The sequence below is a fragment of the Stakelama portus genome, from assembly GCF_003171655.1.
Lineage (GTDB): Bacteria > Pseudomonadota > Alphaproteobacteria > Sphingomonadales > Sphingomonadaceae > Sphingomonas > Sphingomonas portus.
Genome location: NZ_QFZL01000004.1, coordinates 456364 through 481459 on the forward strand (window position 1 = coordinate 456364; position 25096 = coordinate 481459).

Consider the following 25096-nt stretch of genomic DNA (forward strand, 5'->3'; position numbering starts at 1 on the left):
CTTCGCCCCTTGTCGGGCTCAGGCCGTCACTTCGCTCTGCATCAGCCCGGGGAAAAAGCCCTCATGCGCAACGCGCAGGTCTTCGACCCCGACCACCCAGTCGCCTTCTTCCAGTTCGAAGATGATCCGGTTCTTGATCGTGCGACCGAGCAGGTCGACAGGAACGTCCGCCACGTCCGCCGCCGCCATGAAATCGGCGAGCGCGCCGTCATTGACGGTGACGATGTAGAGACCCTGATCCTCGCCGAAAAAGGAACCGGCAACGCCGAAGGGCTGGGCTTCGTTGATATGCGCGCCGATACCCGATGCCAGTGCCATTTCCGCGAGCGCCACAGCGACGCCGCCATCGGAAACATCGTGGCACGCGGTGATCTGGTCCTTTTCGATCGCCGATCGGATGAAATCGCCGGTGCGCTTTTCGGCCTTCAGGTCGACAGGCGGCGGCGGGCCCGCATCCTTGCCTTCGCGACCATAGATTTCGCGCAGCCAAAGCGACTGGCCGATATGGCCCATACGTTCGCCGACGATCAGGATCGCGTCGCCAAAGCCCTTGAACCCGATCGTGACCGATTTCGACCAGTCGGCAAGCAGGCCGACGCCGCCGATCGCGGGGGTCGGCAGGATCGCCGAGCCACCGCCGGTCGCCTTTGATTCATTATACAGGCTGACATTGCCCGACACGATCGGGAAATCGAGCGCGCGGCAGGCATCGCCCATCCCGTTGAGGCATCCGACGAACTGGCCCATGATCTCGGGCCGCTGCGGATTGGCGAAGTTGAGGCAGTTGGTGACGGCGAGCGGCCTGGCGCCGACCGCAGTCAGGTTGCGCCATGCTTCTGCGATGGCCTGTTTGCCGCCTTCGACCGGATCGGCGAAGCAATAGCGCGGCGTGCAATCGGTGGTGATCGCCAGCCCCTTTTGCGTGCCATGGACGCGGACGACTGCGGCGTCGCCGCCGGGGCGCTGCACCGTATCGGCGCCGACCATATGGTCGTACTGCTCCCAGATCCAGCGGCGGCTGGCGAGATCGGGCGAGCCGAGCAGCCGCACCAGATCCATGACGATGTGGAGCGATTCGGGCGGGTTTTCGATTTCCGCGGGCGGCTGGGTCGGCACCGACGGGCGGTCATATTGCGGGGCATCGTCGGCAAGCGGCCCAAGCGGGATGTCCGCAACCGTCTCGCCCTGCCATTTCAGCACCATCCGGCCGGTATCGGTGACGGTGCCGATGACCGCGAAATCGAGTTCCCATTTGCGGAAGATCGCCTCTGCCTCGGCCTCGCGGCCGGGCTTGAGCACCATCAGCATCCGCTCCTGCGATTCGGACAGCATCATTTCATAGGGTGTCATGCCGGTTTCGCGCTGGGGGACATCGTCCATCACCAGTTCGATGCCGACGCCGCCCTTCGACGCCATTTCAACCGAGGAAGACGTCAGGCCCGCCGCGCCCATATCCTGAATCGCGACGATCGCGTCCGATTCCATCAGTTCGAGGCAGGCTTCGATCAGCAATTTTTCGGTGAAGGGGTCGCCGACCTGAACGGTCGGGCGCTTTTCCTCGCTGTCCTCGCCGAAATCGGCCGAGGCCATGGTTGCGCCGTGAATGCCGTCGCGCCCGGTCTTCGATCCGACATAGACGACCGGATTGCCGATGCCGGCGGCGGCCGAATAGAAAATCTTGTCGGTCCTGGCGACGCCGACGGTCATCGCATTGACCAGGATATTGCCGTCATAGGCGGGGTGGAAATTGGTTTCGCCGCCCACGGTCGGCACGCCGACGCAATTGCCGTAGCCGCCGATACCATGGACCACGCCCGAAATGAGGTGCTTCATTTTCGGGTGGGTCGGGCTGCCGAAACGCAGCGCGTTCATATTGGCGATCGGCCGCGCGCCCATGGTGAAAACGTCGCGCAAAATGCCGCCGACGCCGGTCGCCGCACCCTGATAGGGTTCGATGTAGGAGGGGTGGTTGTGGCTCTCCATCTTGAAGATCGCCGCATCGCCGTCGCCGATATCGATCACGCCGGCATTTTCGCCGGGACCGCAAATCACCCAGGGCGCCTCGGTCGGCAGTTTCTTCAGGTGGATGCGGCTCGATTTATAGCTGCAATGCTCCGACCACATCACCGAAAAGATGCCCAATTCGGTCAGATTGGGTTCGCGGCCGAGCGCGGCGAGGACGCGCTCATATTCCTCGGGGGAAAGGCCGTGTTCGGCAACGATCTCTGGGGTGATCTGCGGCGTCGTCTCGGTCATGGCGCGGGCATTAGCGCCGCCTTGTCCCCTGCGCTAGGGCGATTGCGCGATTGTGGTGCCGGCGTAACCCAACATTAAGGCGAACCGCCGATATCACACCGGCATGGCTTTTGCGTTTCCTGTACTGTTCCGGTCGCGTGCGCCTGCGCTGGATGCTGCCATTTCGAGCGACGACGGGGTGGCGCATGCGGCTCCTGCGCTTCCCGCCACCTGGCAATGCGATCTTTCCGACAATTCCCTGCAATGGTCGCCCGGTGTCTTCGACCTGTTCGGCGTGAAGCGAGGCACGCGTCTCGACCGGCGCGAAGTCGCGCGCATGTATATCGATGATTCCCGCGCGTTGATGGAACGGTTGCGCGCCGCCGCGATTGCCAATCGCGCCGCCTTCACCATGGAAGCGCAAATTCGCCGAGCCGATGGCGCATTGCGCTGGATGCGGCTGTCGGCGGACGTAGTGTGCCGCGGCGGGCGCGTCACGCATCTCTATGGAACCAAGCAGGATATCACTGCAGAATGGCACATTTCGTAACGGAAACGCGCACTCGCTGACTTGATCTCCGGTCTGAAGCATGAAACGCTTAAGACGGGGGAAAGCATAGTGTCGAAGCTGTTTTATGTCGGAGCGCCGCCGCTCCATGCGCTATTGGATGAAGCGACCTGCGCCGCGCTGCGCAAGGCGGGTCGACAGGAGCGCCACGCAGCCGGAACCGTGCTTTACGAGCGCGGCGATCAGAATGGTGCGATGGTCGTGATCGAAGAAGGCGAAGTCGAAGTCGGCAATTTCGATCTGAGCGGGCAGTTTCTTCCGACATCGCGCATGGGGCCGGGCCATTGTTTCGGCGAGGGTGCGATGCTGTCGGGCCTGCCGCGCACCTTTTCGGCACGCGCGGTTACGGCAGTGGCGGTCGCCTATATCGACGAATCCGAATATCGCGGCGTCGTCGCCGAATTTCCCGCCATTGCCGAGGCAGTGACGCGCATCATGGCGCAGCGGTTTCAGCTGTTGCTGGAATTTGTCGACGATTTACGCACCCAGCCGTTCAATGTGCAGGTTGCCAAGGCGCTGCTGACGGTTTCGGGCATTCATGAAGTGGAATCCGCGATCGCGGTCGGGCCCGAGGAACTGGCTGTGATGCTGGGCGCTTCGTCGGTCGCGGTCACGCAGGCGCTGGGACGGCTCGAGCGCGAGCGGCTGGTGCTGCGAACGCCCGACGGCGTGCTTGTGCAGGACCGCAACATGCTCGCCGAATGGATTCGCCGCCGCACTTCACGCAACCCGGTGCTGGCGCCCGAAGCGACGGCACCTGCGCCCGGATTTGCGGCGCGCCGTGCGATGCCGCGCGCCGGATAGCGGCTCAGCCTGCCGGGTGACGCAGGCGCTTGAAAAGGCTGCGTTTCTTCAGCGGTTCGAAAATCTCCTCGGGCCCTTCGGGATCGAGGATTTCGTTGTCCGCCAGCCATTTGCCTGCCTCGGGCAGGTCAGGCAGTTCATAGGGGAACAGGCTCTTTCCCTGGCCGCACAGCGATTCGATTGTCCGGATCAGCGAGTCCGTTTCCTTGAGCCGTGCCGTCACGCGCTCTGGCGGCACGTCGAGATGTTCGCCGAGCAGACCGTCGCGAATGCCCGCAATCGTCGCTTCCTCATCGGCGTTGCCGGGCAGTGTCGCGTCGATCGTGATGTCGCATTCGGTGTCGAGCCGCATCGACCGGTTGTTGAAGTTCGATGATCCGACCCGCAGCACGCAATCGTCGATCACCGTCACTTTCGAATGGATATAGATCGGTTTTCCGCCACGGGTGCGGGCGTGATAGAGGCGCAGGCGGTCATGGGTGTCCACTTCCTTCAGGCGCTGCATCAATCGCGCGCGGGCAGTGTCCATCGCGATCGGCTCCAGCCAGCCATCGGCACTGATCGGATTGACGATGACGATTTCGGGGCCGTCGGGCTCCTGCAATCGCCGGGCAATCGCCTCCGCCACCTTGCGTGAGGCGAAATACTGGCTTTCGGCATAGATCCGCTTTTTGGCGCGCGCGATCAGGTCGAGATAAAGCTGCTCGATCTCGTGCACCGGCGGGCAATCGGGCATTTCGGGGCGCGAGCGCGAAATTGCGACCGTAGCGTCGGTAAACCCGACTTCGAGCCCCTCGGGCCAGCAATCGCTTTGCACGTCGGGTGGCGTGATCGGATCGCCGCCGGCGCGTTCCCAGCGGTTGCGGCACAAATCGCCAAGATCCTTTGCCACCTTGCCGCGCAGCGCCGTGGTCGCGTCATGCCAGGGGCCATGATCGCGTCCCGGATGGCGTCGGCGGGGTTCGTCATCGCGATGATGGCGTGTGTCCCAGCGATTGTGAGTCATGTCGATGCCGCCGCAAAAAGCGAGGCAATCGTCGATCACGACGATCTTTTGATGATGCGAGCCGCCGATCGGGTGAAAGCTGTCGAGCTTCACATGAATGCGCTTGTCGAAATGCCATTTGATCGTGGTGGCCAGCGTCGCGGCATGGAACAGCGATCCGATCGCGCCGGTGTCCCAGCGCAGGATATGCACATCGAGTTCGGGCCGGTTGCGCACCAGCCACGAAAGGAACGGGCCCACCTTGCGCGGAATGCCGGGATGGTCGGTCTCGTCATAGGTCAGCGGGATGCGGGCGTCGAAATCCCATCCGACCAGCAGCAACTGGCGCTTTGCCTGAAGCATCGCCGACCGCGCCGCGCGGAAATAACGATCGGCGTCGATGATCACCGTCGCCTGGTCCGCATGGCTCATCCGCCAGCAGTTTCGGCCTTCCTGCAAATCGTGAGAGGCGTTCTGCTCGCTCACCGGATTACAGGATCTCGCGGACCTTTTCCGGCGGACGGCCCAGGCGAACGCCCTTTGCCGTCTCGACCAGCGGTCGCTCGATCAGGATCGGGTCGGCTGCCATCGCGTCGAGGATTTCGGCGTCGCTCGCATCCTTGAGCGCCTTTGCCCCGTCCTCTGCCTTGCGCAGCCCTTCGGCCGGGGTCATCCCGGCTTTGTCATAGAGCGCGGCCAGCGTTTGCGCGCTGGGTGGCGTTTTCAGATATTCGATCACTTCGACATCGACATCCGGCGTGTCATTGAGAATCGCCAGCGTTTCACGCGATTTGGAGCAGCGCGGATTGTGCCAGATCGTGGCCTTCATTCGCCGCTCTCTTCCTTTGCCAGCCATTCCTCCAGCCACTTGATCGTATATTCGCCCTTTTGAAACTCGGGGTCGTTGATCAGTTGCTGATGCAGCGGGATCGTCGTCTTGACGCCTTCCACCACAAATTCCTCCAGCGCGCGCCGCAGCCGCATGATGCAGCCTTCGCGCGAACGGCCATAGACGATCAGCTTGGCGATCATGCTGTCGTAATAGGGCGGGATGCGATAGCCGCCGTAAATGCCGCTATCGACGCGGACATGCATGCCGCCGGGCGCGTGGAAATAGGTGATCGTGCCGGGCGAGGGCGTGAAATTGCGCGGGTCCTCGGCATTGATGCGGCATTCGATCGCGTGGCCGCGAAATTCCAGCTCGTCCTGCTTGACCGAAAGCGGTGCACCTTCGGCAACGCGGATCTGTTCGCGGACCAGATCGACGCCGGTGATCATTTCGGTCACCGGATGTTCGACCTGCAGGCGCGTATTCATTTCGATGAAATAGAATTCGCCATTTTCCCACAGAAACTCGATCGTTCCCGCGCCGCGATAGCCCATATCGGCCATCGCCCTGGACACGATGCCGCCCATGTGCGCGCGTTCTTCGGCGGTGATGACGGGGGAGGGGGCTTCCTCAAGCACCTTCTGGTGGCGGCGCTGGAGCGAGCAGTCGCGCTCGCCCAGATGGATCGCGGCGCCGTTGCCGTCGCCGAACACCTGAAATTCGATGTGGCGCGGGTTGCCCAGATATTTTTCGAGATAGACGGTGGCGTCGCCGAACGCCGCCTTCGCCTCGCTGCCCGCCTGTTGCATCAGCGATTCGAACTGGTCGGGCGAATTGCACACTTTCATGCCGCGACCGCCGCCGCCCGACGCAGCCTTGATGATCACCGGATAGCCGATCTGCTCGGCGAGCTTCTTGGCTTCCTCGACATCGCTGATCGCGCCGTCCGAACCCGGGACCAGCGGCAGTCCGAGTGCGCCTGCGGTACGCTTCGCCTCGACCTTGTCGCCCATGATGCGGATATGTTCGGGCTTGGGACCGACGAAGATGATGCCATGCGCTTCGACGATTTCGGCGAAGCGGGCATTTTCGGACAGGAAGCCATAGCCCGGGTGAATCGCATCGGCGCCGGAGATTTCGGCGGCCGAAATGATGTTGGCGATGTTGAGATAGCTTTCGCCGGCGGGCGGCGGTCCGATGCAGATCGCTTCGTCGGCGAGCCGCACATGCATGGCATCGGCGTCGGCAGTGGAGTGCACCGCGACGGTCTTGATACCCATTTCATGGCAGGCGCGATGGATGCGCAGCGCGATCTCACCGCGATTGGCGATCAGAAGCTTCTTGATCTCGGGCATCGCCTTACTCGACGACGACCAGCGGCTGGTCGAATTCGACCGGCTGGCCATTTTCCACCAGTATCGCCGTGACCGTGCCCGATGCCGGAGCGGAGATGGGGTTCATCACCTTCATCGCCTCGACGATCAGCAGCGTGTCGCCGGCGGTAACCTTCTGGCCAATGGTCACGAAGTCCTTGGCCCCGGGTTCGGGCGCCATATAGACCGTGCCGACCATCGGCGACTTGACCGCATTGGCGTGGCTGGGCGCCGCGGGCGCTTCGACCGGTGCCGCAGCCGGAGCAGCGGCAGGCGCGGGGGCCGCAGGCGCGGCATAGGCGACGGGTGCGGCAGCGGTCATCGTCCGCGCGACCCGAACCCGACGATCGCCGTCTTCGACTTCGACTTCGCTCAGATGCGTTTCATCGAGAACCGCCGCGAGCTGGCGCACGAGTTCGATATCGACTCGCATGCCGTGATTTTCATGTTCCTTGGTCATTCGACCCTTCGTTTCTTAACAAAGAAAACGCGCCTGTTGTCAGAAGCGGGCGGCCGCTTCAAGCGCAAGCAGATAGGAAAGCGCTCCGAAGCCCGCGATAGTTCCGCGTGCGGCACGACCGACATAGCTTTCGTGGCGGAATTCCTCGCGTGTCAGCGGATTGGAAAGATGCACTTCTATCACCGGAGTGCGGATCGCGCGAATCGCATCGTACAGGGCGAGCGACGTGTGCGTGAACGCGCCGGCGTTGAGCAGCACCGCCTTCGCCTCACGCGCCTGCGCTTCGTGCAGCCAGTCGACCAGATGCCCTTCATGATTCGATTGCCGCATGTCGATCGTCAGATCGAGGTCGCGGGCGCGATCTTCGAGCATGCCGGCGATATCGTCCAGCGTATCGCTGCCGTAAATTTCGGGCTCGCGCAGCCCGAGCAGGTTCAGGTTGGGCCCGTTGAGGACATAGATGCTGTCGGCCATGGTGCCTCTTGGTTGCGGGGTGGCCGGTTGGGCCTATATCGCGGTTCCGGGTTTCTACCCGTTCGTGTCGAGCGAAGTCGAGACACGTTTCACATGGCAAGGGTCCCTCAGCGCGATCGGGACGAACGGAGAGAAGATTTGCACAGCGACGGTACCGTCAGCATCCGGGTGAATGGCGAGCATAAGCGCGTCCGCGCGGGCCTTACCCTTGCCGAACTCGCGCAGGAAATCGGTCTGGCGTCGGACAAGATCGCAGTGGAACGCAATCTGGAAGTCGTCCCGCGTTCGACTCTGCACGAAGTGACGGTCGAGGATGGCGACGAGCTGGAAATCGTCCATTTCGTCGGCGGCGGCGATCATGCGGCTGCGGACGACAGCTGGACCGTCGCGGGCCAGACCTTCCGCTCGCGGCTGATCGTCGGCACCGGCAAATACAAGGATTTCGAGCAGAACGCCGCTGCGGTCGAAGCATCGGGCGCGGAAATCGTCACGGTCGCGGTACGCCGGGTGAATGTCAGCGATCCCAAGGCGCCGATGCTGACCGATTATATCGATCCGAAAAAGATCACCTATCTTCCCAACACCGCCGGATGCTTCGATGCCGAAAGCGCGATCCGCACGCTGCGGCTGGCGCGCGAGGCGGGCGGCTGGGATCTGGTGAAGCTGGAAGTGCTGGGTGAGGCGCGGACGCTCTATCCCGACATGGTCGAAACGCTGCGCGCGACGGAAGTGCTGGCCAGGGAAGGGTTCAAGCCGATGGTCTATTGCGTCGACGATCCGATCGCGGCGAAGCGGCTGGAGGATGCAGGCGCGGTCGCGATCATGCCGCTCGGTGCGCCGATCGGTTCGGGGCTTGGCATCCAGAACCGCGTGACGATCCGCCTGATTGTCGAAGGTGCCGGCGTGCCGGTGCTGGTCGATGCCGGGGTCGGCACCGCGAGCGATGCGGCAGTGGCGATGGAGCTGGGCTGCGACGGCGTGCTGATGAACACGGCCATCGCTGAAGCCAAGGACCCGATCGCGATGGCGCGGGCGATGAAGCTGGCGGTCGAGGGCGGGCGCATTGCCTATCGTGCCGGGCGGATGGGGCAGCGCAAATATGCCGATCCTTCGAGCCCGCTCGCCGGGCTGATCTAGGTCGCGACCTAAACCAGCTTGCGCGCCAGCCAGATTGCGCGGCCTCCGGTGGCGTCATCGTCGGGCGCATGTGCGATTTCGGTCAGCTTCAGTTCGGCGAACAACGCGCGTGCGCTCGCCGGATCGAGCCCCGGATGGTGGACGCCGTCGATTCGTTCCTCGTCGCGCGGCGGCGATGTGGTGAACAGGATCGTGCCATCCGGTTCGAGCCATCCCGCCGCGCGGGTGAGCATATCGCGCTGATCCTCCGGTTGGAGATGATAGAGGCTGTCCCACGCGATCACCCCGTCAAAGGCGCGGTCCATCGCTGTTTTCCGCATATCGGCCTGGAGCCAGCGATTGGTGGGAAAACGCGTTCGGGCGAGCGCGATCATCCGCTCTGCCAGATCGACGCCGGTGACGCGATGGCCGGCATCGATCAGATAGCGGTCGATCGGCTCGCCGCCGCCACAGCCCAGATCGAGAATATGCGCCTGACGCGGCAAGGCGAGCAGGAAGCGATCCAGCCACCCGCGTTCGTCGAACCGTTCCGACCGCGCCTTGTCGATCCGATGCGCGTGCTTTTCGAAATGCGCCGCGATCCTGTCGCCTTTATTGCGTTGACCCCACATCCCCTCGGAACTCCTGCTTATATTTATGCGTTTGTTCTTAAACGGAAATTGCCGGGCATATGGGATGCGCGGCCAGTACGCAGGAGTGAAGATGCCATGGGTGAGCTGAAAGACAAGATCAAGGGAAACATCAATGAAGCTGCCGGCAAGATGAAGCAGCACAGCGACGATCCCGAAACGCGCCAGGAAGGCGCCGAGCAGGAAGTGAAGGGCAAGGCCCAGCAGACGATCGGCAAGGTCAAAGGTGCCCTGGGCGACGATATCTGATCGCGTTCATTCCCCGTTGATGGAATCAGGAGCCGTGGCCCGAAAGGGCTGCGGCTTTTTGTTTCAGGCGGGCACGTAAAACGCCCATAGCCCTTCAGGGAGCTTGGTTGCGGCAAAACGGATCGGGCGTTGCCTGGTGCGGATTTCGCAGATCGAGAAGCTGAAGCGCTGACTGCTGTCGAACGGATGCGGAAGGCTGATCGTCTGGCCGTTGATCCACCGCCATTCGTGCTTCCACACTTCGACGCCTTCGATGACGCATCGGTCGCCTTCGCGTCCGATATGGACGTCCCTCCAGCCTGTCACGCGCCCTTACTCCCTGCCATCGCTCTTCCATTATAGAAGGCGGCAGGGGATCAGCGGTTGCGGATCGCCGAAATCGTCGTGGCAGGATTGATGATTTCGATATCGGTCCGCAGGTGCAGCAGCCGCACGCCCTTTTCGGCCAGTGCGCGATCGAGCGCGGGCGCGAATTGCTCGGTAGTCTCGACCGTTTCCGCCCAGCCGCCATAGGCGCGGGCCAGCGCGGCGAAATCGGGATTGGCGAGGTTCGTACCGCTCAGTCGCGTGGGATATTCGCGTTCCTGATGCATGCGGATCGTGCCGAATCCGCCATTATCGACCAGGATGACGAGCAGATCGGCGCCATGCTGAACCGCAGTCGCCAGTTCCTGTCCGTTCATCAGAAAGTCGCCATCGCCCGCGACCGCGACCGCGGTCTTGTCGGGGCAACGCAGCGCGGCGGCGACGGCGGCGGGAACGCCATAGCCCATCGCACCCGCAGTCGGCGCGAGTTGCGTGCCATAGCCGCCATAGCGCCAGTAGCGATGCCACCAGGCCGAGAAATTGCCCGCGCCGTTGCAGATGATGGTGCTCGCCGCATTCATCCGCTCGCGCATCGCCAGCACGCATTGGCCTAGGTCGAGCGTCACGCCTTCGCGCGGCTGGGGCGTGGACCATGCGAGCCATTCTTCATGGGCTTCGGCGCCCGCCCCGGCGGGGGAGGCTTCCGAAACAGGAAGAGTCATTCCTCTGGCGAAGTTGACCGGCTCGGCGCAGATGGCGACATCGGTCCGATATACGCGATTGAGTTCGTTGGGGTCGGGGTGGACGTGGACGAGCGTCTGTCCCGGATGATCGGGCGTAATCAGCGTGTACCCGTCCGTTGTCGCCTCACCGAGCCGTGCGCCCAGCGCGAGGATCAGATCGGCGTCCCGCACACGCGCGACGAGTGCCGGGTTCGGGCCATAGCCAAGATTCCCCGCATATACCGGGCAATCAGATGGAATTGCGTCCTGGCGACGAAAGGCCGTCGCCAAAGGAAGGCCGAACCCTTCCGCGAATGCGGCTACTTCGGCGCCGGTATCGCCATCCCATTGCGACCCGCCAACGATGGCGATCGGATTGCGGGCATTTGCGATGAGATCCTGTACGTGCAGATCCGCGACGATATCGCTGTCCTGAACCGGCCGTTCCAGCTTCGGCCGGTCCACCGCCTCGACCACATCGCACAGCATGTCTTCGGGCAGCGAAATCACTACCGGGCCGGGGCGGCCGCTGGTCGCGACGTTCCATGCCCGCGCGATATATTCGGGGATGCGCGCGGCATCGTCGATCCGCAGCGCCAGCTTGGCAAGGGGCGTGAACATCGCGACGAAATCGACTTCCTGAAAGCCTTCGCGGTCGCGCATGCCGCGATCGACGTCGCCGATGAAGAACAGCATCGGGATCGAATCCTGCATCGCGACATGTACGCCGATACAGCCATTGGTCGCGCCCGGTCCGCGCGTCACGAAACACACGCCCGGCCTGCCGGTCAGCGCGCCGTCGGCGCATGCCATGAACGCCGCGCCGCCTTCCTGACGACAGGTGACGACATCGATTTCGGGGCTGTCGTGCAGCGCGTCGAGTACGGCGAGAAAGCTCTCGCCCGGCACCTGAAAGATCCGGTCGCACCCCTGTGCGATCAGATTGTCGACAAGGACGCGGCCACCATTGCGCATTGTTTTCAACGCTTCCTCCTGCTCCTGCCGCTCGCTACTCTGCATCGGCGTTTGAGGAAAGGCACAGCGATCATGATCGTCATCGGCAGCTATGTTTCGCCCTATGCGCGCAAGGCGATCGTCGCGCTGGCGATCAAGGGGATCGCGCATGAAGTCGATCCGATCACGCCCTTTTACGGCAATGACGAATTCACGCGGCTGAGCCCGTTGCGGCGTATTCCGGTGCTGATCGACGGCGATCTGGTGCTCAACGATTCGACGGTGATCTGCGAATATCTCGACGAAATCCGGCCCGATCCGCCATTGATGCCCCAATCGCCCGCCGATCGCGCCCGCGCGCGCTGGCTTGAGGAATATGCCGACAGCCGCCTGGGCGACCTGATGATCTGGCGGCTCTTCTATCCGCGATCGGTGGCGCCGCGCGTTTTCGGGCGTCAGCCCGATGAGGCGGCGATCGCGCGGGTGATCGAGTCCGATTTGCCCGAAGCGCTCGACTGGATCGAGGCGCATGCCCCGGCGCAGCAGTTTCTGTTCGGCCTTCTCTGCACTGCGGACATTGCCTATGGCGCTTTCTTCCGCAACGCGCTGCTCGCCGGCTGGACGACGGACCCGCAGCGCTGGCCGCGCACTGCCGCCTGGATCCAGCGCATCTGGGCCGTGCCCGAATTCGCCCGAACCATCGCGTTCGAACAGGCGATCGTCACAACGCCCTTTGCCGAGCGCCGTGCCGTGCTCGAGGCGCTTGGCGCCAATCTGTCGGTGCGGAGCTGGGCGCAGGCCGAGCCGCGCGCCAGCATCATGCTGAAAGGCATCGCGGAGACGGGGCGGTCGGACCGGTAAAGTTGAAACCCGATTCGGGTTCGCTTGACCGGTCGGCATTCCCGCGATTATCCGGCAGCCAGCCAGGGAGAGAATCGCGCATGAAGAAGCTCTATCCGAACGCCGAAGCGGCCCTTGATGGTCTGTTGTTCGACGGCATGACCATTTGCGCAGGGGGTTTCGGCCTTTGCGGTATTCCCGAACGACTGATCGACGCCATTCAGGCATCGGGGGTGAAGGATCTCACCATCGCGTCGAACAATGCCGGAATCGACAATGAAGGTCTGGGCAAGCTGTTGCGCAGCCGCCAGGTCAAGAAGATGATCTCTTCCTATGTCGGCGAGAACAAGGAGTTCGAGCGGCAATATCTTTCGGGCGAGCTTGAGGTCGAATTCTGTCCGCAGGGCACGCTGGCCGAACGCTGTCGCGCGGGTGGCGCCGGCATTCCGGGCTTCTACACCAAAACCGGCGTCGGCACGAAAGTCGCCGAGGGCAAGGAAGTGAAGGTCTTTGACGGCCAGGAATATATATTGGAGCGCGGCATCCGCGCCGACCTGTCGATCGTCAAGGGCTGGAAGGCCGATGCGGCGGGGAACCTGATTTTCCGCAAGACCGCGCGCAATTTCAACCAGCCGATGGCGACTGCGAGCAACATCTGCGTCGCCGAAGTGGAGGAAGTGGTGCCGGTCGGCAGCCTCGATCCCGACTGCGTCCATATCCCCGGCATTTATGTGAAGCGGATGATCGTCGGCGCGCCGTACGACAAGAAAATCGAATTCCGCACGGTGCGCGAGCGCGAAGCGGCATGATGCGCCTGCTCGCCGCATTCGGCTGTTCGCTTGCGCTGGCGGGATGTGCCGCTGCGGGCGGAAATGCCGGCGTGGCGAGCATGGCATCGGAAAGCGCGGCGGCGGCGCCCGCGCTGCCCCCCGAAACGATGCGCTGGCTCTATGGTTCGGGCGAGGCGGCGGCGCTTTCGATCCAGACCTTCCGCAACATCGCCGAATTCGCGATCGCGCATAAGGGCAGCGACGCGCGCAGCGTGATCCTGGCGCCCGGCGCCACGCCCGATGCGCCCAGCTTCACGACATGCGGCGACAAGCCGCGCGCAGTGGTATTCGATGTCGACGAAACCGTGCTGCTCAATCTGGGCTATGAATATTGGCAGGCGGCGACCGGCAGCGGCTTTGACAGCGCGGCGTGGGACGCATGGGAACGCACCGGCGCGCAGGCCGTGGCGCCTGTTCCGGGGGCGGTGACGGCACTGCAGCATATGCGTGCGGCGGGGATCGTGGTGGTGTTCAACACCAACCGCCAGTCCGCGAACGCAGCGGAAACCGCAGCGGCGATCGCGTATGCGGGGCTTGGTTCGGCGGTGCATGGCGAAACCTTGTTCCTTGCCGGCGACGATGCGATGGGTTCGGCCAAGGACGGACGCCGCGCGACCATCGCCGCGCGCTATTGCGTGGTGGCGATGGGCGGCGACAATCTTGGCGACTTTTCGGATCGGTTCAACGATTCGAACCTGACCCCCGGTGCGCGCCGCGCGCTGGCCGGATCGGGCGCGCCTGCACAGCAGCTGTGGGGCAATGGCTGGTTCGTCCTGCCCAACCCGGTCTATGGCGCGTCGCTCAAGGGCGATTTCGACAGCGTGTTTCCCCCCGCATATCGCTGGACCCCGGACGCGGCTGGCGAGTGATGGCGCTGGCGCGTTCTTCAGGCGCCATGGGCCGCTTGCGCATATGCAGGACATTGCGGCTGACGGTCGCGCTGTCGCCGTTGCTGTTGCTTCCGGCATGTGTCGCGGTGGCGGTGCCGATCGCGGCCGGCGGGCTGATGGCGCGTAACGTGGCGAGCGACAGCCAGCCGCGATCCGAAGCGCCGCCGGTTGCTGCTGCGCCGACCGCTCAGGCGCCGCAGACCGATCAGCGCGTGGAAATGACGTCTCTGCGCAGCCTGCCCCCGCCCGAACCGGCCGATCGCGCCGCGTCGACGCAGAACATGGCGCGCGTCGCCGCCGGCGCGGGCGAGGAGCCGGAAGGAAATTGGGAATTGCTGGGGGAAGGCGAACTGCCGGCTCCGGCGGGTGCCGCATCGGGCGCGGCCGGGGATACCGCCAGCCCGGAAGGCGCGGCGCGCAGCATTCAGGCCTTTCAGACGCTTTATGGCTGGCTCGCCGAGCGCGCCGCCAGCCGGGCGGGCAATTTTTCCGTGGTGCTGGCGGAGGGAGCAACCGCTTCCGCACCGGCTTTCATGCCATGCGAGGGATTGCCGCCGGGCATGATCGTCGCGATCGACGGCAAAGCCATTGCAGCAACCGGGGGTGCTCAGCGGCTTGTCGCGGCACCCGGAGCGGTCGAGACGCTCGATTCGGCGCGACGCGTCGGCATAGCGCTCTTTTATCTGGCCGACCTTCCCGAAGCGGATGTCCCGGCGCTGCGAAGCGCACTGGAGCGAGTCGGGATCGATCCGGGCGAACGCGGCAAGACATTGTGGCTGACTGCGGATGGCGCGACGCCCGATGCCGTCCGCCGCAGGATTTCCAGCAACCATTGTATCGTTGCGCTGGCGGGTGATCGCTTGCCCGATTTCAGCGGGCTGTTTGCCGCTCAGTCCGGTGCCACGGCGCAACGCAACAGCGCGGCGGCGAGCATGCTCGCCCCGATGTGGGGGCGGGGATGGTTCCTCGTTCCGTCCATTCTCATGCCCGCCGGCGCGGAGGTCGACCTGATGTCGCCCCCCGATGGCGGCGCCCCGCAAGCCGAGGAGTAATCGATGCCCTGGACCCGCGATCAGATGGCGGCACGCGCCGCAAAGGAACTGCAGGACGGATTTTACGTCAATCTGGGGATCGGCATTCCCACGCTGGTGGCCAATCATATTCCCGATGGCGTCGAAGTGACGCTGCAGTCCGAAAACGGCATGCTCGGCATCGGGCCGTTTCCCTATGACGACGAAGTCGATCCCGATCTGATCAACGCAGGGAAACAGACGATCAGCGAACTGCCCCAGTCGGTCTATTTCGGATCGGATCAGAGCTTTGCGATGATTCGCGGCGGGCATATCGACCTGACCGTGCTCGGCGCGATGGAAGTCAGCGAAAAGGGCGACATCGCCAATTGGATGATCCCCGGCAAGATGATCAAGGGGATGGGCGGCGCCATGGATCTGGTCGCCGGCGTCAAGAAGATCATCGTCGTGATGGAGCATAATTCGAAGGCGGGCGATCCGAAGTTCATCCCCGAATGCACATTGCCGCTGACCGGCAAGAATGTCGTCGACATGATCATCACCGACCTGGCGGTGTTCCAGCGGCCCGATCATGACAGCCCGTTCCGCCTGATCGAGCTGGCGCCGGGCGTCACCGAAGCGGAAGTCGCCGAAAAGACGACCGCCAGCTATGAAGTGGCACTCGCCACCGCGTAATTTTGTTTCGCGTCGGCTTGCAGGATGCGGCGCAGCGCAGTAGCTGCGCCGCCAAGCATCAAGAGTCGGGCCGGCGCCCGGCACCAACCTGCCTCCCGGGCAAGGTGGTGCTCCCCTTCGCAACTGCGGATGGGAGGATGTGGCCGGACCGGCAACCAAACGGGTCTGTCACACCAGCGTCGATTCGATTTCTGATCCGCGTATCAGGAGGCCGTTTTGACGATCGAACCGCAACAATTCGCCAGCGACAATTATGCCGGAATCTGCCCCGAGGCATGGGAGGCGATGGCATTGGCCAATGCGGGGCACGCCCGCGCCTATGGCGAGGATGGCTGGACATTGCGCGCCGCCGATGCGCTGCGCACGCTGTTCGAGGCCGATTGCGAATCCTTTTTCGTGTTCAACGGTACGGCGGCCAATTCGCTGGCGCTCGCCGCGCTCTGCCAAAGCTATCACAGCGTCATCTGTTCGGCCGCGGCGCATGTCGAAACCGACGAATGCGGCGCGCCGGAGTTCTTTTCGAACGGATCGAAACTGCTGGTCGCGCAGAGCGAGGACGGCAAGCTGACGCCCGACGCGATCCGCGCGCTTGCCACCGGCCGCAGCGACATCCACTTCCCCAAGCCGCGCGTCGTCACCATCACTCAGCCGACCGAGACCGGCTGCGTCTATTCGATAGAAGAGATTCGCGCGATTTCGGCACTGTGCCGCGAATTGGGGCTCAAGCTGCACATGGACGGCGCGCGCTTCGCCCATGCCTGTGCGTCGCTCGATTGCAGCCCGGCGGAACTGACCTGGAAAGCGGGTGTCGATGTGCTGTGCTTTGGCGGGACCAAGAACGGCATGGCGGTTGGCGAAGCGGTGCTGTTCTTCGACCACGCGCTCGCCGCCGAGTTCGATTACCGCTGCAAACAGGCCGGGCAGCTCGCTTCAAAAATGCGTTTTCTCGCTGCGCCCTGGGTCGGGATGCTCGAAAGCGGCGCATGGCTGCGCAACGCCGAACATGGCAATCGCTGCGCGCGGCGCCTGGCGGAGGGGATTGCGTATCTTCCCGGTGTCGAACCGATGTTTCCGGTGCAATCCAATGCGGTGTTCCTGTCCGCGCCCGACGCCATACTCGAAGGGTTGAGGCAGCGCGGCTGGCGCTTTTACACGTTCATCGGCGGCGGCGCGCGGTTCATGTTCGCATGGGACACCGATCCCGCGCGCGTCGATGCGCTGGTCGAGGATATTCGCGTCGAAGCGCAGATGCTCTACGAAGCGGCCTGAGCCGTGCCGCCAGCATTTGTTTGACGCCTCTATGCGCGAGGCCTAGCGTCGGTAGATGATCGAAGCCATCCGACGCCGCTATCTGGACCTGCTCGGATCGATCTACATCTATAACGAGCATCGCGGCTATACGAGCATCGAGCGAGTGCTCGAAGCCGTGCGTGCGCGCGATCCCGACGATCACGCGCTGATCGCGGCGATCGAAAAGCATCGCGACGACGAGCGCAAACATTATCTGATGTTCAAGCGCTGGTTCGAATTGCAGGGCAAGATGCCGCTCAGGGTCGATCGCGCCTGCGGCCATATCGACCGGTTCGTCGAAATCATGTTCCGCCGCACGATCGACGATCTCGATACGCAGCGCGTGATTGCCGAGGACGATCAGTTCGAGAAGCTGTGCCGCGTCATTTCGCTGACCGAACAGCGCGGGCACAAACAGGTTCATGTCCTGCTGGAACATCCGCTGGTGAAGCCGGACAAGGTGCTGATGCGCATCTTCCGGATCATTGAAAAGGACGAGCCGAGCCATTGGGCGCCCTATGACGGCTGGTTGAAGGCGCATGGCAAGCGCAACCCCAAATGGTGGGAACGCGCGATCGACAGCTTCATCCATTCGGAGCTGCTGTTCCTGAAACTGCCGCTGCTGTTCGTAAATCCCCGGCTCCGCCGTCGGAGCGACTGGGCCGATGCGGGCGAAACCGGCGAATGGCTGTCGCGGCCCGGACCGGCGCTGGCTGCCTGAGCGGGTTGATCTGCGCTCCGGCTTGACCTAAGGGGCGCCCGCCGCGCTTATGTTGCGGCGCAGCAAGCGACAATCTGCTCATCCTGCGGCGACCGGTTCAGCACCTCGCCTCCAAAGGACATGCCATGGCCGACGCCCATATCTCTTTCGCCTCCGACATTCGTCGCGACTGGCTGACCAATCCGGGTCGCGAGTTCCTGTCGGGACTGGTGGTCGCGCTGGCGCTGATTCCCGAAGCGATCGGCTTTTCGCTGATCGCCGGCGTCGATCCGTCGGTGGGGCTCTATGCCAGTTTCTCGATCGCAGTGATCATTTCGATCACCGGCGGGCGGCCGGGGATGATTTCGGCGGCGACGGCGGCGGTCGCGGTGCTGGTCGGGCCGCTGGTGCGCGAACATGGCGTCGAATATCTGTTCGCCGCGACGATTCTGATGGGCGTGTTTCAGGGGATTGCGTCGCTGCTCCGGCTCAATTTGCTGATGCGCTTCGTTTCGCGGTCGGTGATCACCGGCTTCGTCAATTCGCTCGCGATCCTGATCTTCATGGCGCAGCTGCCGCAGCTCACCCATGTCGGCTGGGAAACCTATGCGCTGGTCGCGGCGGGGCTGGCGGTCATCTATCTGTTGCCGCGGCTGACCAATGCGGTGCCGTCGCCGCTGGTCGCGATCGTGCTGTTGTCGATCTTCACCATCGCGACCGGAACCGACGTCAACACGGTGGGCGAAATGGGCACGCTGCCCAGCACGTTGCCGATGTTCCATCTGCCGCAGGTGCCGTTGACGTTCGAAACCTTGCGGATCGTTGCACCGACCGCGCTCGGCATGGCCGCAGTCGGGCTGCTCGAATCGCTGCTGACGGCGGAAATCGTCGACGACATGACCGAAACCCGGTCGGACAAGCAGCGCGAATGCCTGGGCCAGGGAGTCGCGAATTTCTTCACCGGCTTCATCGGCGGCATGGGCGGTTGCGCGATGATCGGCCAGTCGGTGATCAATGTGAAGTCGGGCGGGCGCCGTCGCCTGTCGACCTTCGTCGCCGGGATCATGCTGCTGGTGCTGATGGTCGCGCTCAACCCGCTGGTCAGCCAGGTGCCGATGCCGGCGCTGGTCGCGGTGATGATCTTTGTGTCGATCAGCACGTTCCGCTGGTCGAGCTTTGCCGAGATCACGCACCACCCGATGCCGTCGAGCATCGTGATGATCGCGACGGTGGTCACGGTGGTGTGGACGCATGACTTGTCCAAGGGCGTGCTGGTTGGCGTGCTGCTTTCGGGCATTTTCTTTGCGGGCAAGGTGCGGCGGCTGGTCACGATCGAAACGCTGCGCACTCCCGACGGCAAGGAACGGCGCTATATCATCGCCGGCCAGATATTCTTCGCATCGACCGACCGGATCATGGAGACGGTGCGGTTTCGCGAGGAAGGCGTCGAGCGCATCGTCATCGACTTGAGCGAGGCGCATTTCTGGGACATTTCCGCCACCGGCGTGCTCGACAAGGTCGTCCTGCGCCTGCGCGGCGAAGGCAAGCAGGTCGATGTGCTGGGACTCAACAAGGCGAGCGCGACGCTGGTCGAAAAATATGGCGAGCATGACAAGCCGTTTGAGTCGCTGGGCGTGATTGGGCACTGAGCCCGGCGCAGCGAACCAGCGGAGTCGAACATGCGTATATTGCTGACCGGATCGTCGGGGTGGCTCGGGCGCTATCTTGCGCCGATGTTGCGCGGCGCGGGGCATGAAGTCGTCGGACTGGACGTGGCGCCGGGGCGGGATACGCAGGTGCTGGGATCGGTTGCCGATCGCGATCTGATCGACCGCACCTTTGGCGAGCATGGCATCGAAGCGGTCATTCATGGCGGTGCGCTGCACAAGCCCGACATCGTTCGGTACCCGCAACAGGCTTTTGTCGACGTCAATGTCACCGGCACGCTGAACCTGATCGAAGCAGCAGTGGCGGCGGGGCATGACCGGTTCGTCTTCACATCGACCACATCGCTGATGATCAGCCAGGCGATCCGCGACGAACGCGCCGACCATGCGGTGTGGCTGGACGAAACGAGCGGCCCGATCGAACCGCGCAACATTTATGGCGTCACCAAGCACGCTGCGGAGAATCTCTGCCGCCTGGCGCATGGCGAGCATGGGCTGAACGCGATCGTCCTGCGCACCAGCCGCTTTTTCCCCGAAGAGGATGATACCCATCGGACGCTGTCGGGCGAGAATATGAAGGCGAACGAGTTTCTGCATCGGCGCCTGACCGTCGAGGACGCTGCGCGGGCGCATATCGCTGCGCTGGAAACGGCGCCGGAAATCGGATTCGGCACGTTCATCGTTTCCGCACCGCCGCCCTTTGTCCGCGACGACGTCAGGGAACTGAAACGCGACGCCGCCGCCGTTATCGGGCGATATTTTCCGGACGCTGCCGAGCTTTATGCTGCGCGCGGCTGGGCGCTGCCGACGACGATCGGGCGGGTATATGATCCCGGCCTTGCCGAGCGGAAAATGGGGTTTCGCGCCGCCACCGATTTCCGCGCGATCCTGAATGCGATGGCGTCGGGCGCGCCGCTGCCGCTGGTGCATGACGCCGATTATACCTCGCCCAAGGAGCAGGTGGCGCAGTGCTGAGGCGGCGGGTTGCCGGTAATTTTCTGTCCTGAACGCTTGCCTTCGCGCAGTATTGGATTAGACGCCCCGCATCATGGCTAGCAAACCTCTTACGCTGTACGAAAAGATCTGGGCCGATCATGTGGTGGAGCGCCGCGACGACGGCACCTGCCTTATCTATATCGATCGCCACCTTGTTCATGAAGTGACGAGCCCGCAGGCATTCGAAGCGCTGCGCGTCGCCGGGCGTCCGGTGCGCCGCCCGGACCTGACGCTGGCCGTGCCCGATCACAATGTGCCGACCACGCCGCGCGTCGATGCGGCGGGGCGGGCATTGCCGATCGCCGATCCGCAAAGCGCCGAACAGCTTCAGGCATTGCGCCAGAACACGAGCGATTTCGGCATCGACTATATCGACGCCATCGCGCCCGAACAGGGCATCGTCCATGTCGTCGGACCCGAACAGGGCTTTACGCTGCCCGGCACGACGCTTGTCTGTGGCGACAGCCACACTGCGGCGCATGGCGCGCTGGGTGCGCTCGCGTTCGGCATCGGCACCAGCGAAGTCGAGCATGTGCTCGCCACGCAAACGCTGCTGCTCAGCCAGTCGAAGACGATGGAGGTCCGCGTCGAAGGCAGTCTGGGCTTCGCAGTGACTCCCAAGGACGTCATTCTGGCGATCATCGGCAGGATCGGCGCGTCGGGCGGCACCGGCTATGTCATCGAATATACGGGTGACACAATATGTGACATGTCGATCGAGGGGCGGCTGACCGTCGCCAATATGTCGATCGAAGGCGGTGCGCGAGCCGGGCTGATCGCGCCCGACGACAAGACCTTTGCCTATCTGAAGGGCCGGCCGATGGCACCGGCTGGCGAGGCGTGGGAACGCGCGCTTGCCTATTGGCGGACTCTGCCGAGCGACCCGGGTGCACAATATGACCGCAGCGTTCGCATCGATGCCAGTGCGATCGCGCCGTCGCTCACCTGGGGCACCAGTCCCGAGGATGTCGTGGCGATCACCGATCGCGTGCCCGATCCGGACAGCTTCGCCGATCCGTCCAAGCGCAAGGCGGCGCGCAAGTCGCTGGACTATATGGGTCTGACTCCCGGCATGGCGATGCAGGACATCCCGGTCGAGCATGTCTTTATCGGATCGTGCACCAACAGCCGGATCGAGGATCTGCGCGCAGCCGCCGCCGTGGTGAAGGGGCGCAAGGTTGCCGATCGCATCCGTCAGGCGCTGATCGTTCCGGGTTCGGGCCTGGTCAAGCGCCAGGCAGAAGCCGAAGGGCTCGACCGCATCTTCATCGAAGCCGGTTTCGAATGGCGCGAGCCGGGCTGTTCGATGTGTCTCGCCATGAACCCGGATAAAGTCCCGGCCGGAGAACGTTGTGCTTCCACTTCGAATCGAAATTTTGTAGGAAGACAAGGTCCTGGGGCTCGGACGCATCTGGTTTCGCCTGCAATGGCGGCCGCTGCGGCAGTGACGGGTCGACTTGCCGACGTTCGGGATCTCATGGCCGGGAATTGATGGCCGGGATTTGATGGGCTTAGGATCGAAATCGGGGGATCGATCATGAAGGGTGCATTGGTAGTTTTGATCGCGGGAACGATTCTTAGCGGGATCGCGGCCGCCTATGCCACCACCACCCACACCATGGACGATCCCGCCGCGACCATCGGCTTGACCGCCAGTCCCATCGCCGTCGAAGCCGGCAGCCAGATCGCCGCGCGCAACTGACATCCCGCGTTCGCGCAGGTTGATCGCAACGCCCCGGCCACGCTAGGGGCGAACCCCTTCCCATAACCTGGAATCGCTAGCCATGAAGCCTGTCCGTCAAGTTGCCGGTACCGCCTATCCCTGGGGCGCCAAGAACGTCGACACCGACGTGATCATCCCCGCGCACTGGCTGAAGACGGTGCTGCGTTCGGGCCTTGCGAAAGGTGCGTTCGAAACCGTGCGCGCGGAACCGGGCAATGTGTTCGACGATCCGCGCTATGCCGGTTCGCCGATCCTGATCGCGGGCGAGAATTTCGGGTGCGGGTCGAGCCGTGAACACGCCGCCTGGGCGCTGGCCGATATGGGCGTTGCCGCCGTGATCGCGCCAAGCTTTTCCGACATTTTTTCCAGCAATGCCTTCAAGAACGGGATCGTGCCGGTGGTGTTGCCGCAGGAAGCCGTCGATCGCCTGATCGAAGTTGCCGAAAGCAATGAGATTACCGTTGATCTGGAAACCATGACCGTCACCACGCCCTTCCAGGACCGTTTCACCTTCGACCTCGACCCGTTTCGCCGTCAATGCCTGCTGGAGGGACTGGACGAAGTCGGACTGACCCTGTCAAAAGATACCGCGATTTCGAAATACGAATCCGGTGTTGCCAGTGCGCGGCCCTGGATCAAGGTAGGAGCAGGCAATGAAAGCACTTTTGTCCACGGCGCCGGGCGGACCTGAAACTCTAAAGATCGAAGAGCTGCCCGATCCCGCTGCGGGCAAGGGCGAAGTGGTGGTGGCGGTCAAGGCCTGCTCGATCAACTTCCCCGACGTCCTGATCATCGAGGACAAATATCAGTTCAAGCCGCCGCGCCCCTTTGCGCCGGGCGGTGAAATTGCCGGCATCGTCGAATCGGTGGGGGAGGGCGTCACTCAGTTCGCTCCCGGCGATCGCGTGATCGGGGTGCTCGGCCATGGCGGCCTGGCCGAAAAGATCGCGGCGCCGGCCGACAAGCTCTATGCCCTGCCCGAAGGGCGCAGTTTCGAAGATGGTGCGGCATTGCTGCTCACCTATGCCACCACGATCCATGCCCTGCTCGACCGCGGCAAGCTGAAAGCCGGCGAGACGCTGCTCGTACTGGGCGCGGCGGGTGGCGTCGGGCTGGCCGCGATCGAACTGGGCAAGGCATTCGGCGCGACCGTGGTCGCTGCCGTGTCGAGCGAGGAAAAGGCACAGGCGGCGAAAGAGGCCGGTGCGGACAGGGCCATCATCTATCCGCGCGCGCCGTTCGACAAGGAACAGTCGCGCGAAGTCGCCAATCTGTTCAAGCAAGCCGTCGGCCCGAACGGCGCCGATGTGATCTATGATCCGGTCGGCGGCGATTATGCCGAGCCCGCGCTGCGTGCGATCGCGTGGGAAGGCCGCTATCTGGTGATCGGTTTCCCCGCCGGCATTCCCAAGCTTCCGCTCAATCTCACGCTGCTCAAAAGCTGCGATGTCCGCGGCGTATTTTGGGGCGCATTCGCGGCACGCGATCCCGGCGCCAATGCCGCGCATGTCGAGCATCTGTTCCGCTTGTGGAGCGAGGGAAGCATTGCGCCCAGGGTCACCGACATCTTCCCCTTTGCCGATGGCGGCAAGGCGATCGCGAAGATGGCGGCGCGGCAGGCTGTCGGCAAGCTGGTGGTCCGCGTTGCCGAATAACCGTGCCGGGTGACGGGGCGGCAGGCGGTTTTGCGCCATGCACCCCGTTGTCATCGTCGGGCCACTCTCCTATCTCGGGCGCAAAGCAGGCTATTTTGTAAGGGCTCAGGCGCATGACCAGTTTCGACGATCGCGAGAAGGCATTTGAAGCGAAATACGCTCGCGACGAGGAAATCGCGTTTCGCGTGACCGCGCGGCGCAACCGGCTGCTCGGCGAATGGGCGGCGGCACAGATGAAGCTGACGCCCGAGGAAACCGACGCCTATGCCAAGGCGGTGGTCCAGGCCGATTTCGAGGAAGCCGGCGACGAAGACGTGGTGCGCAAGCTGGTCGGTGACCTGACTGCGGCTGGCGTTACCACCGATGAAGCCGCGATCCGGCTGGCGATCGAGGAAAAGGCCGTCGAGGCGCGCCGCCAGCTGATGGAATCGAAATAATCCGATGCCGATGCCCGCTGCCGAGATCGAAGCGCTGATCCGCGAAGGGATTCCCGACGCGCAGGTCGAGATTACCGATCTGGCCGGAGACGGCGATCATTATTCGGCGCGTGTCGTAAGCGCGAGCTTTCGCGGCAAATCGCGCGTGCAGCAACAGCGCGCCGTTTATGCCGCGCTTGGCGGACGCATGGGCGGCGAATTGCACGCGTTGCAACTTGTTACCGCAGCGCCGGTAGAGGAGTAGAATATGAGCGAGGATACCCAGCAGCGCATTCGGGAACTGGTCGATGCCAGCCCGGTACTGCTTTTCATGAAGGGCAGCCCGCTGTTTCCCCAGTGCGGATTTTCGAGCCGTGCGGTCGCGATTCTCAATCATCTCGGCGTCGAATTCGAAAGCGTCGATGTGCTGCAGGATCAGGCGGTGCGCCAGGGCATCAAGAGCTTTTCCGACTGGCCGACCATCCCCCAGCTTTATGTGAAGGGTGAGTTTGTCGGCGGTTCGGACATCATGATGGAAATGTACGAATCGGGCGAACTGGCCGAAATGATGCAGGCCAAGGGCCTCGTTTCCTGAGCGCAGCCGACGGCTGACCGTTGCAAATGTAAACGCCCGTGTCCCCGTGACGCGGGCGTTTTG

The 25096-nt window shown here is 63.5% G+C and carries 29 protein-coding genes and 1 riboswitch; of the genes, 20 read left to right on the plus strand and 9 right to left on the minus strand.

Features of this window, described 5'->3' with window-relative positions:
* Positions 1 to 18: 18 nt before the first annotated feature.
* Entirely contained in the window at positions 19 to 2256 is a 2238-nt protein-coding gene (purL, locus tag DKB74_RS13755) for a phosphoribosylformylglycinamidine synthase subunit PurL (protein WP_109808713.1), read from the minus strand.
* A gap of 103 nt (positions 2257 to 2359) precedes the next feature.
* Here purL and DKB74_RS13760 point away from each other — a divergent pair, with 103 nt between their 5' ends.
* Both DKB74_RS13760 and DKB74_RS13765 read left to right on the plus strand, forming a co-directional pair.
* Complete coding sequence (locus DKB74_RS13760) at positions 2360 to 2785, plus strand: PAS domain-containing protein (RefSeq protein ID WP_109808714.1); 426 nt, start codon at positions 2360 to 2362, stop codon at positions 2783 to 2785.
* A gap of 69 nt (positions 2786 to 2854) precedes the next feature.
* A complete protein-coding gene (locus tag DKB74_RS13765; RefSeq protein WP_161956870.1) occupies positions 2855 to 3607 on the plus strand; it encodes a Crp/Fnr family transcriptional regulator in 753 nt (250 codons plus the stop codon).
* 4 nt (positions 3608 to 3611) lie between these two features.
* On the opposite strand, the gene DKB74_RS13770 is transcribed toward DKB74_RS13765, so the two are convergent.
* From DKB74_RS13770 to aroQ, 5 genes are read right to left on the minus strand one after another with little or no spacing between them, the layout of a single operon-like run.
* On the minus strand, positions 3612 to 5024 hold the full coding sequence (locus DKB74_RS13770; protein ID WP_109808716.1) for a phospholipase D-like domain-containing protein: 1413 nt from the start codon (positions 5022 to 5024) through the stop codon (positions 3612 to 3614).
* Between the two features lie 58 nt (positions 5025 to 5082).
* The gene (gene arsC, locus DKB74_RS13775; protein ID WP_109808717.1) at positions 5083 to 5421 is read right to left on the minus strand and encodes an arsenate reductase (glutaredoxin); all 339 of its coding nucleotides are present in this window, start codon (positions 5419 to 5421) and stop codon (positions 5083 to 5085) included.
* Positions 5418 to 6776 carry an acetyl-CoA carboxylase biotin carboxylase subunit gene (accC, locus tag DKB74_RS13780; RefSeq protein ID WP_109808718.1) on the minus strand — a complete coding sequence of 453 codons (1359 nt, stop codon included), beginning with the start codon at positions 6774 to 6776 and terminating at the stop codon, positions 5418 to 5420. The genes arsC and accC overlap by 4 nt, the downstream gene beginning before the upstream one ends.
* A 4-nt stretch (positions 6777 to 6780) precedes the next feature.
* Complete coding sequence (gene accB, locus DKB74_RS13785) at positions 6781 to 7254, minus strand: acetyl-CoA carboxylase biotin carboxyl carrier protein (protein ID WP_109808719.1); 474 nt, start codon at positions 7252 to 7254, stop codon at positions 6781 to 6783.
* A 39-nt stretch (positions 7255 to 7293) separates the two neighbouring features.
* Positions 7294 to 7728 (minus strand): type II 3-dehydroquinate dehydratase, encoded by a 435-nt coding sequence (gene aroQ, locus DKB74_RS13790; RefSeq protein WP_109808720.1) that lies wholly within the window; start codon positions 7726 to 7728, stop codon positions 7294 to 7296.
* A 138-nt stretch (positions 7729 to 7866) separates the two neighbouring features.
* On the opposite strand from aroQ, the gene thiS reads away from it, so the two are divergent.
* Positions 7867 to 8865 carry a sulfur carrier protein ThiS gene (gene thiS / locus DKB74_RS13795; RefSeq protein WP_109808721.1) on the plus strand — a complete coding sequence of 333 codons (999 nt, stop codon included), beginning with the start codon at positions 7867 to 7869 and terminating at the stop codon, positions 8863 to 8865.
* An 8-nt stretch (positions 8866 to 8873) separates the two neighbouring features.
* On the opposite strand, the gene DKB74_RS13800 is transcribed toward thiS, so the two are convergent.
* Positions 8874 to 9476, minus strand: coding sequence for a class I SAM-dependent DNA methyltransferase (locus tag DKB74_RS13800; protein ID WP_109808722.1), 603 nt, complete (start codon positions 9474 to 9476; stop codon positions 8874 to 8876).
* Positions 9477 to 9572: 96 nt separating this feature from the next.
* On the opposite strand from DKB74_RS13800, the gene DKB74_RS13805 reads away from it, so the two are divergent.
* Entirely contained in the window at positions 9573 to 9743 is a 171-nt protein-coding gene (locus DKB74_RS13805; protein WP_109808723.1) for a CsbD family protein, read from the plus strand.
* Positions 9744 to 9806: 63 nt separating this feature from the next.
* On the opposite strand, the gene DKB74_RS13810 is transcribed toward DKB74_RS13805, so the two are convergent.
* Positions 9807 to 10049, minus strand: coding sequence for a hypothetical protein (locus DKB74_RS13810; RefSeq protein ID WP_109808724.1), 243 nt, complete (start codon positions 10047 to 10049; stop codon positions 9807 to 9809).
* A 50-nt stretch (positions 10050 to 10099) separates the two neighbouring features.
* The gene (locus DKB74_RS13815) at positions 10100 to 11746 is read right to left on the minus strand and encodes a thiamine pyrophosphate-binding protein (RefSeq protein ID WP_239987536.1); all 1647 of its coding nucleotides are present in this window, start codon (positions 11744 to 11746) and stop codon (positions 10100 to 10102) included.
* A 72-nt stretch (positions 11747 to 11818) separates the two neighbouring features.
* On the opposite strand from DKB74_RS13815, the gene DKB74_RS13820 reads away from it, so the two are divergent.
* The 16 genes from DKB74_RS13820 (at position 11819) to grxD (ending at position 25033) form a co-directional block, all read left to right on the plus strand.
* Entirely contained in the window at positions 11819 to 12586 is a 768-nt protein-coding gene (locus DKB74_RS13820) for a glutathione S-transferase family protein (RefSeq protein ID WP_109808726.1), read from the plus strand.
* Between the two features lie 80 nt (positions 12587 to 12666).
* Positions 12667 to 13374 (plus strand): CoA transferase subunit A, encoded by a 708-nt coding sequence (locus tag DKB74_RS13825; RefSeq protein WP_109808727.1) that lies wholly within the window; start codon positions 12667 to 12669, stop codon positions 13372 to 13374.
* Positions 13371 to 14264 (plus strand): HAD family acid phosphatase, encoded by an 894-nt coding sequence (locus DKB74_RS13830; protein ID WP_109808728.1) that lies wholly within the window; start codon positions 13371 to 13373, stop codon positions 14262 to 14264. The genes DKB74_RS13825 and DKB74_RS13830 overlap by 4 nt, the downstream gene beginning before the upstream one ends.
* A gap of 26 nt (positions 14265 to 14290) precedes the next feature.
* Positions 14291 to 15337, plus strand: coding sequence for an HAD family hydrolase (locus DKB74_RS13835; protein WP_145961005.1), 1047 nt, complete (start codon positions 14291 to 14293; stop codon positions 15335 to 15337).
* 3 nt (positions 15338 to 15340) lie between these two features.
* The gene (locus DKB74_RS13840; protein WP_109808730.1) at positions 15341 to 15991 is read left to right on the plus strand and encodes a 3-oxoacid CoA-transferase subunit B; all 651 of its coding nucleotides are present in this window, start codon (positions 15341 to 15343) and stop codon (positions 15989 to 15991) included.
* Between the two features lie 50 nt (positions 15992 to 16041).
* Positions 16042 to 16160, plus strand: a riboswitch (SAM-I-IV-variant riboswitch).
* A 47-nt stretch (positions 16161 to 16207) separates the two neighbouring features.
* Positions 16208 to 17260: a threonine aldolase family protein gene (locus tag DKB74_RS13845; protein WP_109808731.1), complete on the plus strand. Its 1053-nt coding sequence runs from the start codon at positions 16208 to 16210 to the stop codon at positions 17258 to 17260.
* 55 nt (positions 17261 to 17315) lie between these two features.
* Positions 17316 to 18002 carry a hypothetical protein gene (locus tag DKB74_RS13850; RefSeq protein WP_109808732.1) on the plus strand — a complete coding sequence of 229 codons (687 nt, stop codon included), beginning with the start codon at positions 17316 to 17318 and terminating at the stop codon, positions 18000 to 18002.
* A gap of 125 nt (positions 18003 to 18127) precedes the next feature.
* Positions 18128 to 19630, plus strand: a complete 1503-nt coding sequence (locus DKB74_RS13855) for a SulP family inorganic anion transporter (protein ID WP_109808733.1) — start codon at positions 18128 to 18130, stop codon at positions 19628 to 19630.
* Positions 19631 to 19660: 30 nt separating this feature from the next.
* Positions 19661 to 20623: an NAD-dependent epimerase/dehydratase family protein gene (locus DKB74_RS13860; RefSeq protein ID WP_109808734.1), complete on the plus strand. Its 963-nt coding sequence runs from the start codon at positions 19661 to 19663 to the stop codon at positions 20621 to 20623.
* Between the two features lie 73 nt (positions 20624 to 20696).
* Complete coding sequence (gene leuC, locus DKB74_RS13865) at positions 20697 to 22136, plus strand: 3-isopropylmalate dehydratase large subunit (RefSeq protein ID WP_109808735.1); 1440 nt, start codon at positions 20697 to 20699, stop codon at positions 22134 to 22136.
* Between the two features lie 45 nt (positions 22137 to 22181).
* Positions 22182 to 22346, plus strand: coding sequence for a hypothetical protein (locus DKB74_RS18725; RefSeq protein ID WP_154670835.1), 165 nt, complete (start codon positions 22182 to 22184; stop codon positions 22344 to 22346).
* A gap of 82 nt (positions 22347 to 22428) precedes the next feature.
* Positions 22429 to 23058 carry a 3-isopropylmalate dehydratase small subunit gene (gene leuD / locus DKB74_RS13870; RefSeq protein WP_109808736.1) on the plus strand — a complete coding sequence of 210 codons (630 nt, stop codon included), beginning with the start codon at positions 22429 to 22431 and terminating at the stop codon, positions 23056 to 23058.
* The gene (locus DKB74_RS13875; protein WP_109808737.1) at positions 23021 to 24022 is read left to right on the plus strand and encodes an NADPH:quinone oxidoreductase family protein; all 1002 of its coding nucleotides are present in this window, start codon (positions 23021 to 23023) and stop codon (positions 24020 to 24022) included. The genes leuD and DKB74_RS13875 overlap by 38 nt, the downstream gene beginning before the upstream one ends.
* Before the next feature lie 113 nt (positions 24023 to 24135).
* Positions 24136 to 24459: a DUF1476 domain-containing protein gene (locus tag DKB74_RS13880; RefSeq protein ID WP_109808738.1), complete on the plus strand. Its 324-nt coding sequence runs from the start codon at positions 24136 to 24138 to the stop codon at positions 24457 to 24459.
* Positions 24460 to 24463: 4 nt separating this feature from the next.
* Positions 24464 to 24703: a BolA family protein gene (locus tag DKB74_RS13885; protein WP_109808739.1), complete on the plus strand. Its 240-nt coding sequence runs from the start codon at positions 24464 to 24466 to the stop codon at positions 24701 to 24703.
* Positions 24704 to 24706: 3 nt separating this feature from the next.
* A complete protein-coding gene (gene grxD, locus DKB74_RS13890; RefSeq protein ID WP_109808740.1) occupies positions 24707 to 25033 on the plus strand; it encodes a Grx4 family monothiol glutaredoxin in 327 nt (108 codons plus the stop codon).
* The last annotated feature ends 63 nt before the right edge of the window (positions 25034 to 25096 follow it).

Excerpts from the sequence above, each read along its gene's own strand:
- purL (WP_109808713.1), bottom strand. The coding sequence starts at position 2,256 with ATGACCGAGACGACGCCGCAGATCACCCCAGAGATCGTTGCCGAACAC.
- DKB74_RS13760 (WP_109808714.1), top strand. The coding sequence starts at position 2,360 with ATGGCTTTTGCGTTTCCTGTACTGTTCCGGTCGCGTGCGCCTGCGCTG.
- DKB74_RS13770 (WP_109808716.1), bottom strand. The coding sequence starts at position 5,024 with ATGAGCCATGCGGACCAGGCGACGGTGATCATCGACGCCGATCGTTAT.
- arsC (WP_109808717.1), bottom strand. The coding sequence starts at position 5,421 with ATGAAGGCCACGATCTGGCACAATCCGCGCTGCTCCAAATCGCGTGAA.
- accC (WP_109808718.1), bottom strand. The coding sequence starts at position 6,776 with ATGCCCGAGATCAAGAAGCTTCTGATCGCCAATCGCGGTGAGATCGCG.
- accB (WP_109808719.1), bottom strand. The coding sequence starts at position 7,254 with ATGACCAAGGAACATGAAAATCACGGCATGCGAGTCGATATCGAACTC.
- aroQ (WP_109808720.1), bottom strand. The coding sequence starts at position 7,728 with ATGGCCGACAGCATCTATGTCCTCAACGGGCCCAACCTGAACCTGCTC.
- DKB74_RS13800 (WP_109808722.1), bottom strand. The coding sequence starts at position 9,476 with ATGTGGGGTCAACGCAATAAAGGCGACAGGATCGCGGCGCATTTCGAA.
- DKB74_RS13805 (WP_109808723.1), top strand. The coding sequence starts at position 9,573 with ATGGGTGAGCTGAAAGACAAGATCAAGGGAAACATCAATGAAGCTGCC.
- DKB74_RS13815 (WP_239987536.1), bottom strand. The coding sequence starts at position 11,746 with ATGCGCAATGGTGGCCGCGTCCTTGTCGACAATCTGATCGCACAGGGG.
- DKB74_RS13820 (WP_109808726.1), top strand. The coding sequence starts at position 11,819 with ATGATCGTCATCGGCAGCTATGTTTCGCCCTATGCGCGCAAGGCGATC.
- DKB74_RS13825 (WP_109808727.1), top strand. The coding sequence starts at position 12,667 with ATGAAGAAGCTCTATCCGAACGCCGAAGCGGCCCTTGATGGTCTGTTG.
- DKB74_RS13830 (WP_109808728.1), top strand. The coding sequence starts at position 13,371 with ATGATGCGCCTGCTCGCCGCATTCGGCTGTTCGCTTGCGCTGGCGGGA.
- DKB74_RS13835 (WP_145961005.1), top strand. The coding sequence starts at position 14,291 with ATGGGCCGCTTGCGCATATGCAGGACATTGCGGCTGACGGTCGCGCTG.
- DKB74_RS13840 (WP_109808730.1), top strand. The coding sequence starts at position 15,341 with ATGCCCTGGACCCGCGATCAGATGGCGGCACGCGCCGCAAAGGAACTG.
- DKB74_RS13850 (WP_109808732.1), top strand. The coding sequence starts at position 17,316 with ATGATCGAAGCCATCCGACGCCGCTATCTGGACCTGCTCGGATCGATC.
- DKB74_RS13855 (WP_109808733.1), top strand. The coding sequence starts at position 18,128 with ATGGCCGACGCCCATATCTCTTTCGCCTCCGACATTCGTCGCGACTGG.
- DKB74_RS13860 (WP_109808734.1), top strand. The coding sequence starts at position 19,661 with ATGCGTATATTGCTGACCGGATCGTCGGGGTGGCTCGGGCGCTATCTT.
- leuC (WP_109808735.1), top strand. The coding sequence starts at position 20,697 with ATGGCTAGCAAACCTCTTACGCTGTACGAAAAGATCTGGGCCGATCAT.
- DKB74_RS18725 (WP_154670835.1), top strand. The coding sequence starts at position 22,182 with ATGAAGGGTGCATTGGTAGTTTTGATCGCGGGAACGATTCTTAGCGGG.
- leuD (WP_109808736.1), top strand. The coding sequence starts at position 22,429 with ATGAAGCCTGTCCGTCAAGTTGCCGGTACCGCCTATCCCTGGGGCGCC.
- DKB74_RS13875 (WP_109808737.1), top strand. The coding sequence starts at position 23,021 with ATGAAAGCACTTTTGTCCACGGCGCCGGGCGGACCTGAAACTCTAAAG.
- DKB74_RS13880 (WP_109808738.1), top strand. The coding sequence starts at position 24,136 with ATGACCAGTTTCGACGATCGCGAGAAGGCATTTGAAGCGAAATACGCT.
- DKB74_RS13885 (WP_109808739.1), top strand. The coding sequence starts at position 24,464 with ATGCCGATGCCCGCTGCCGAGATCGAAGCGCTGATCCGCGAAGGGATT.
- grxD (WP_109808740.1), top strand. The coding sequence starts at position 24,707 with ATGAGCGAGGATACCCAGCAGCGCATTCGGGAACTGGTCGATGCCAGC.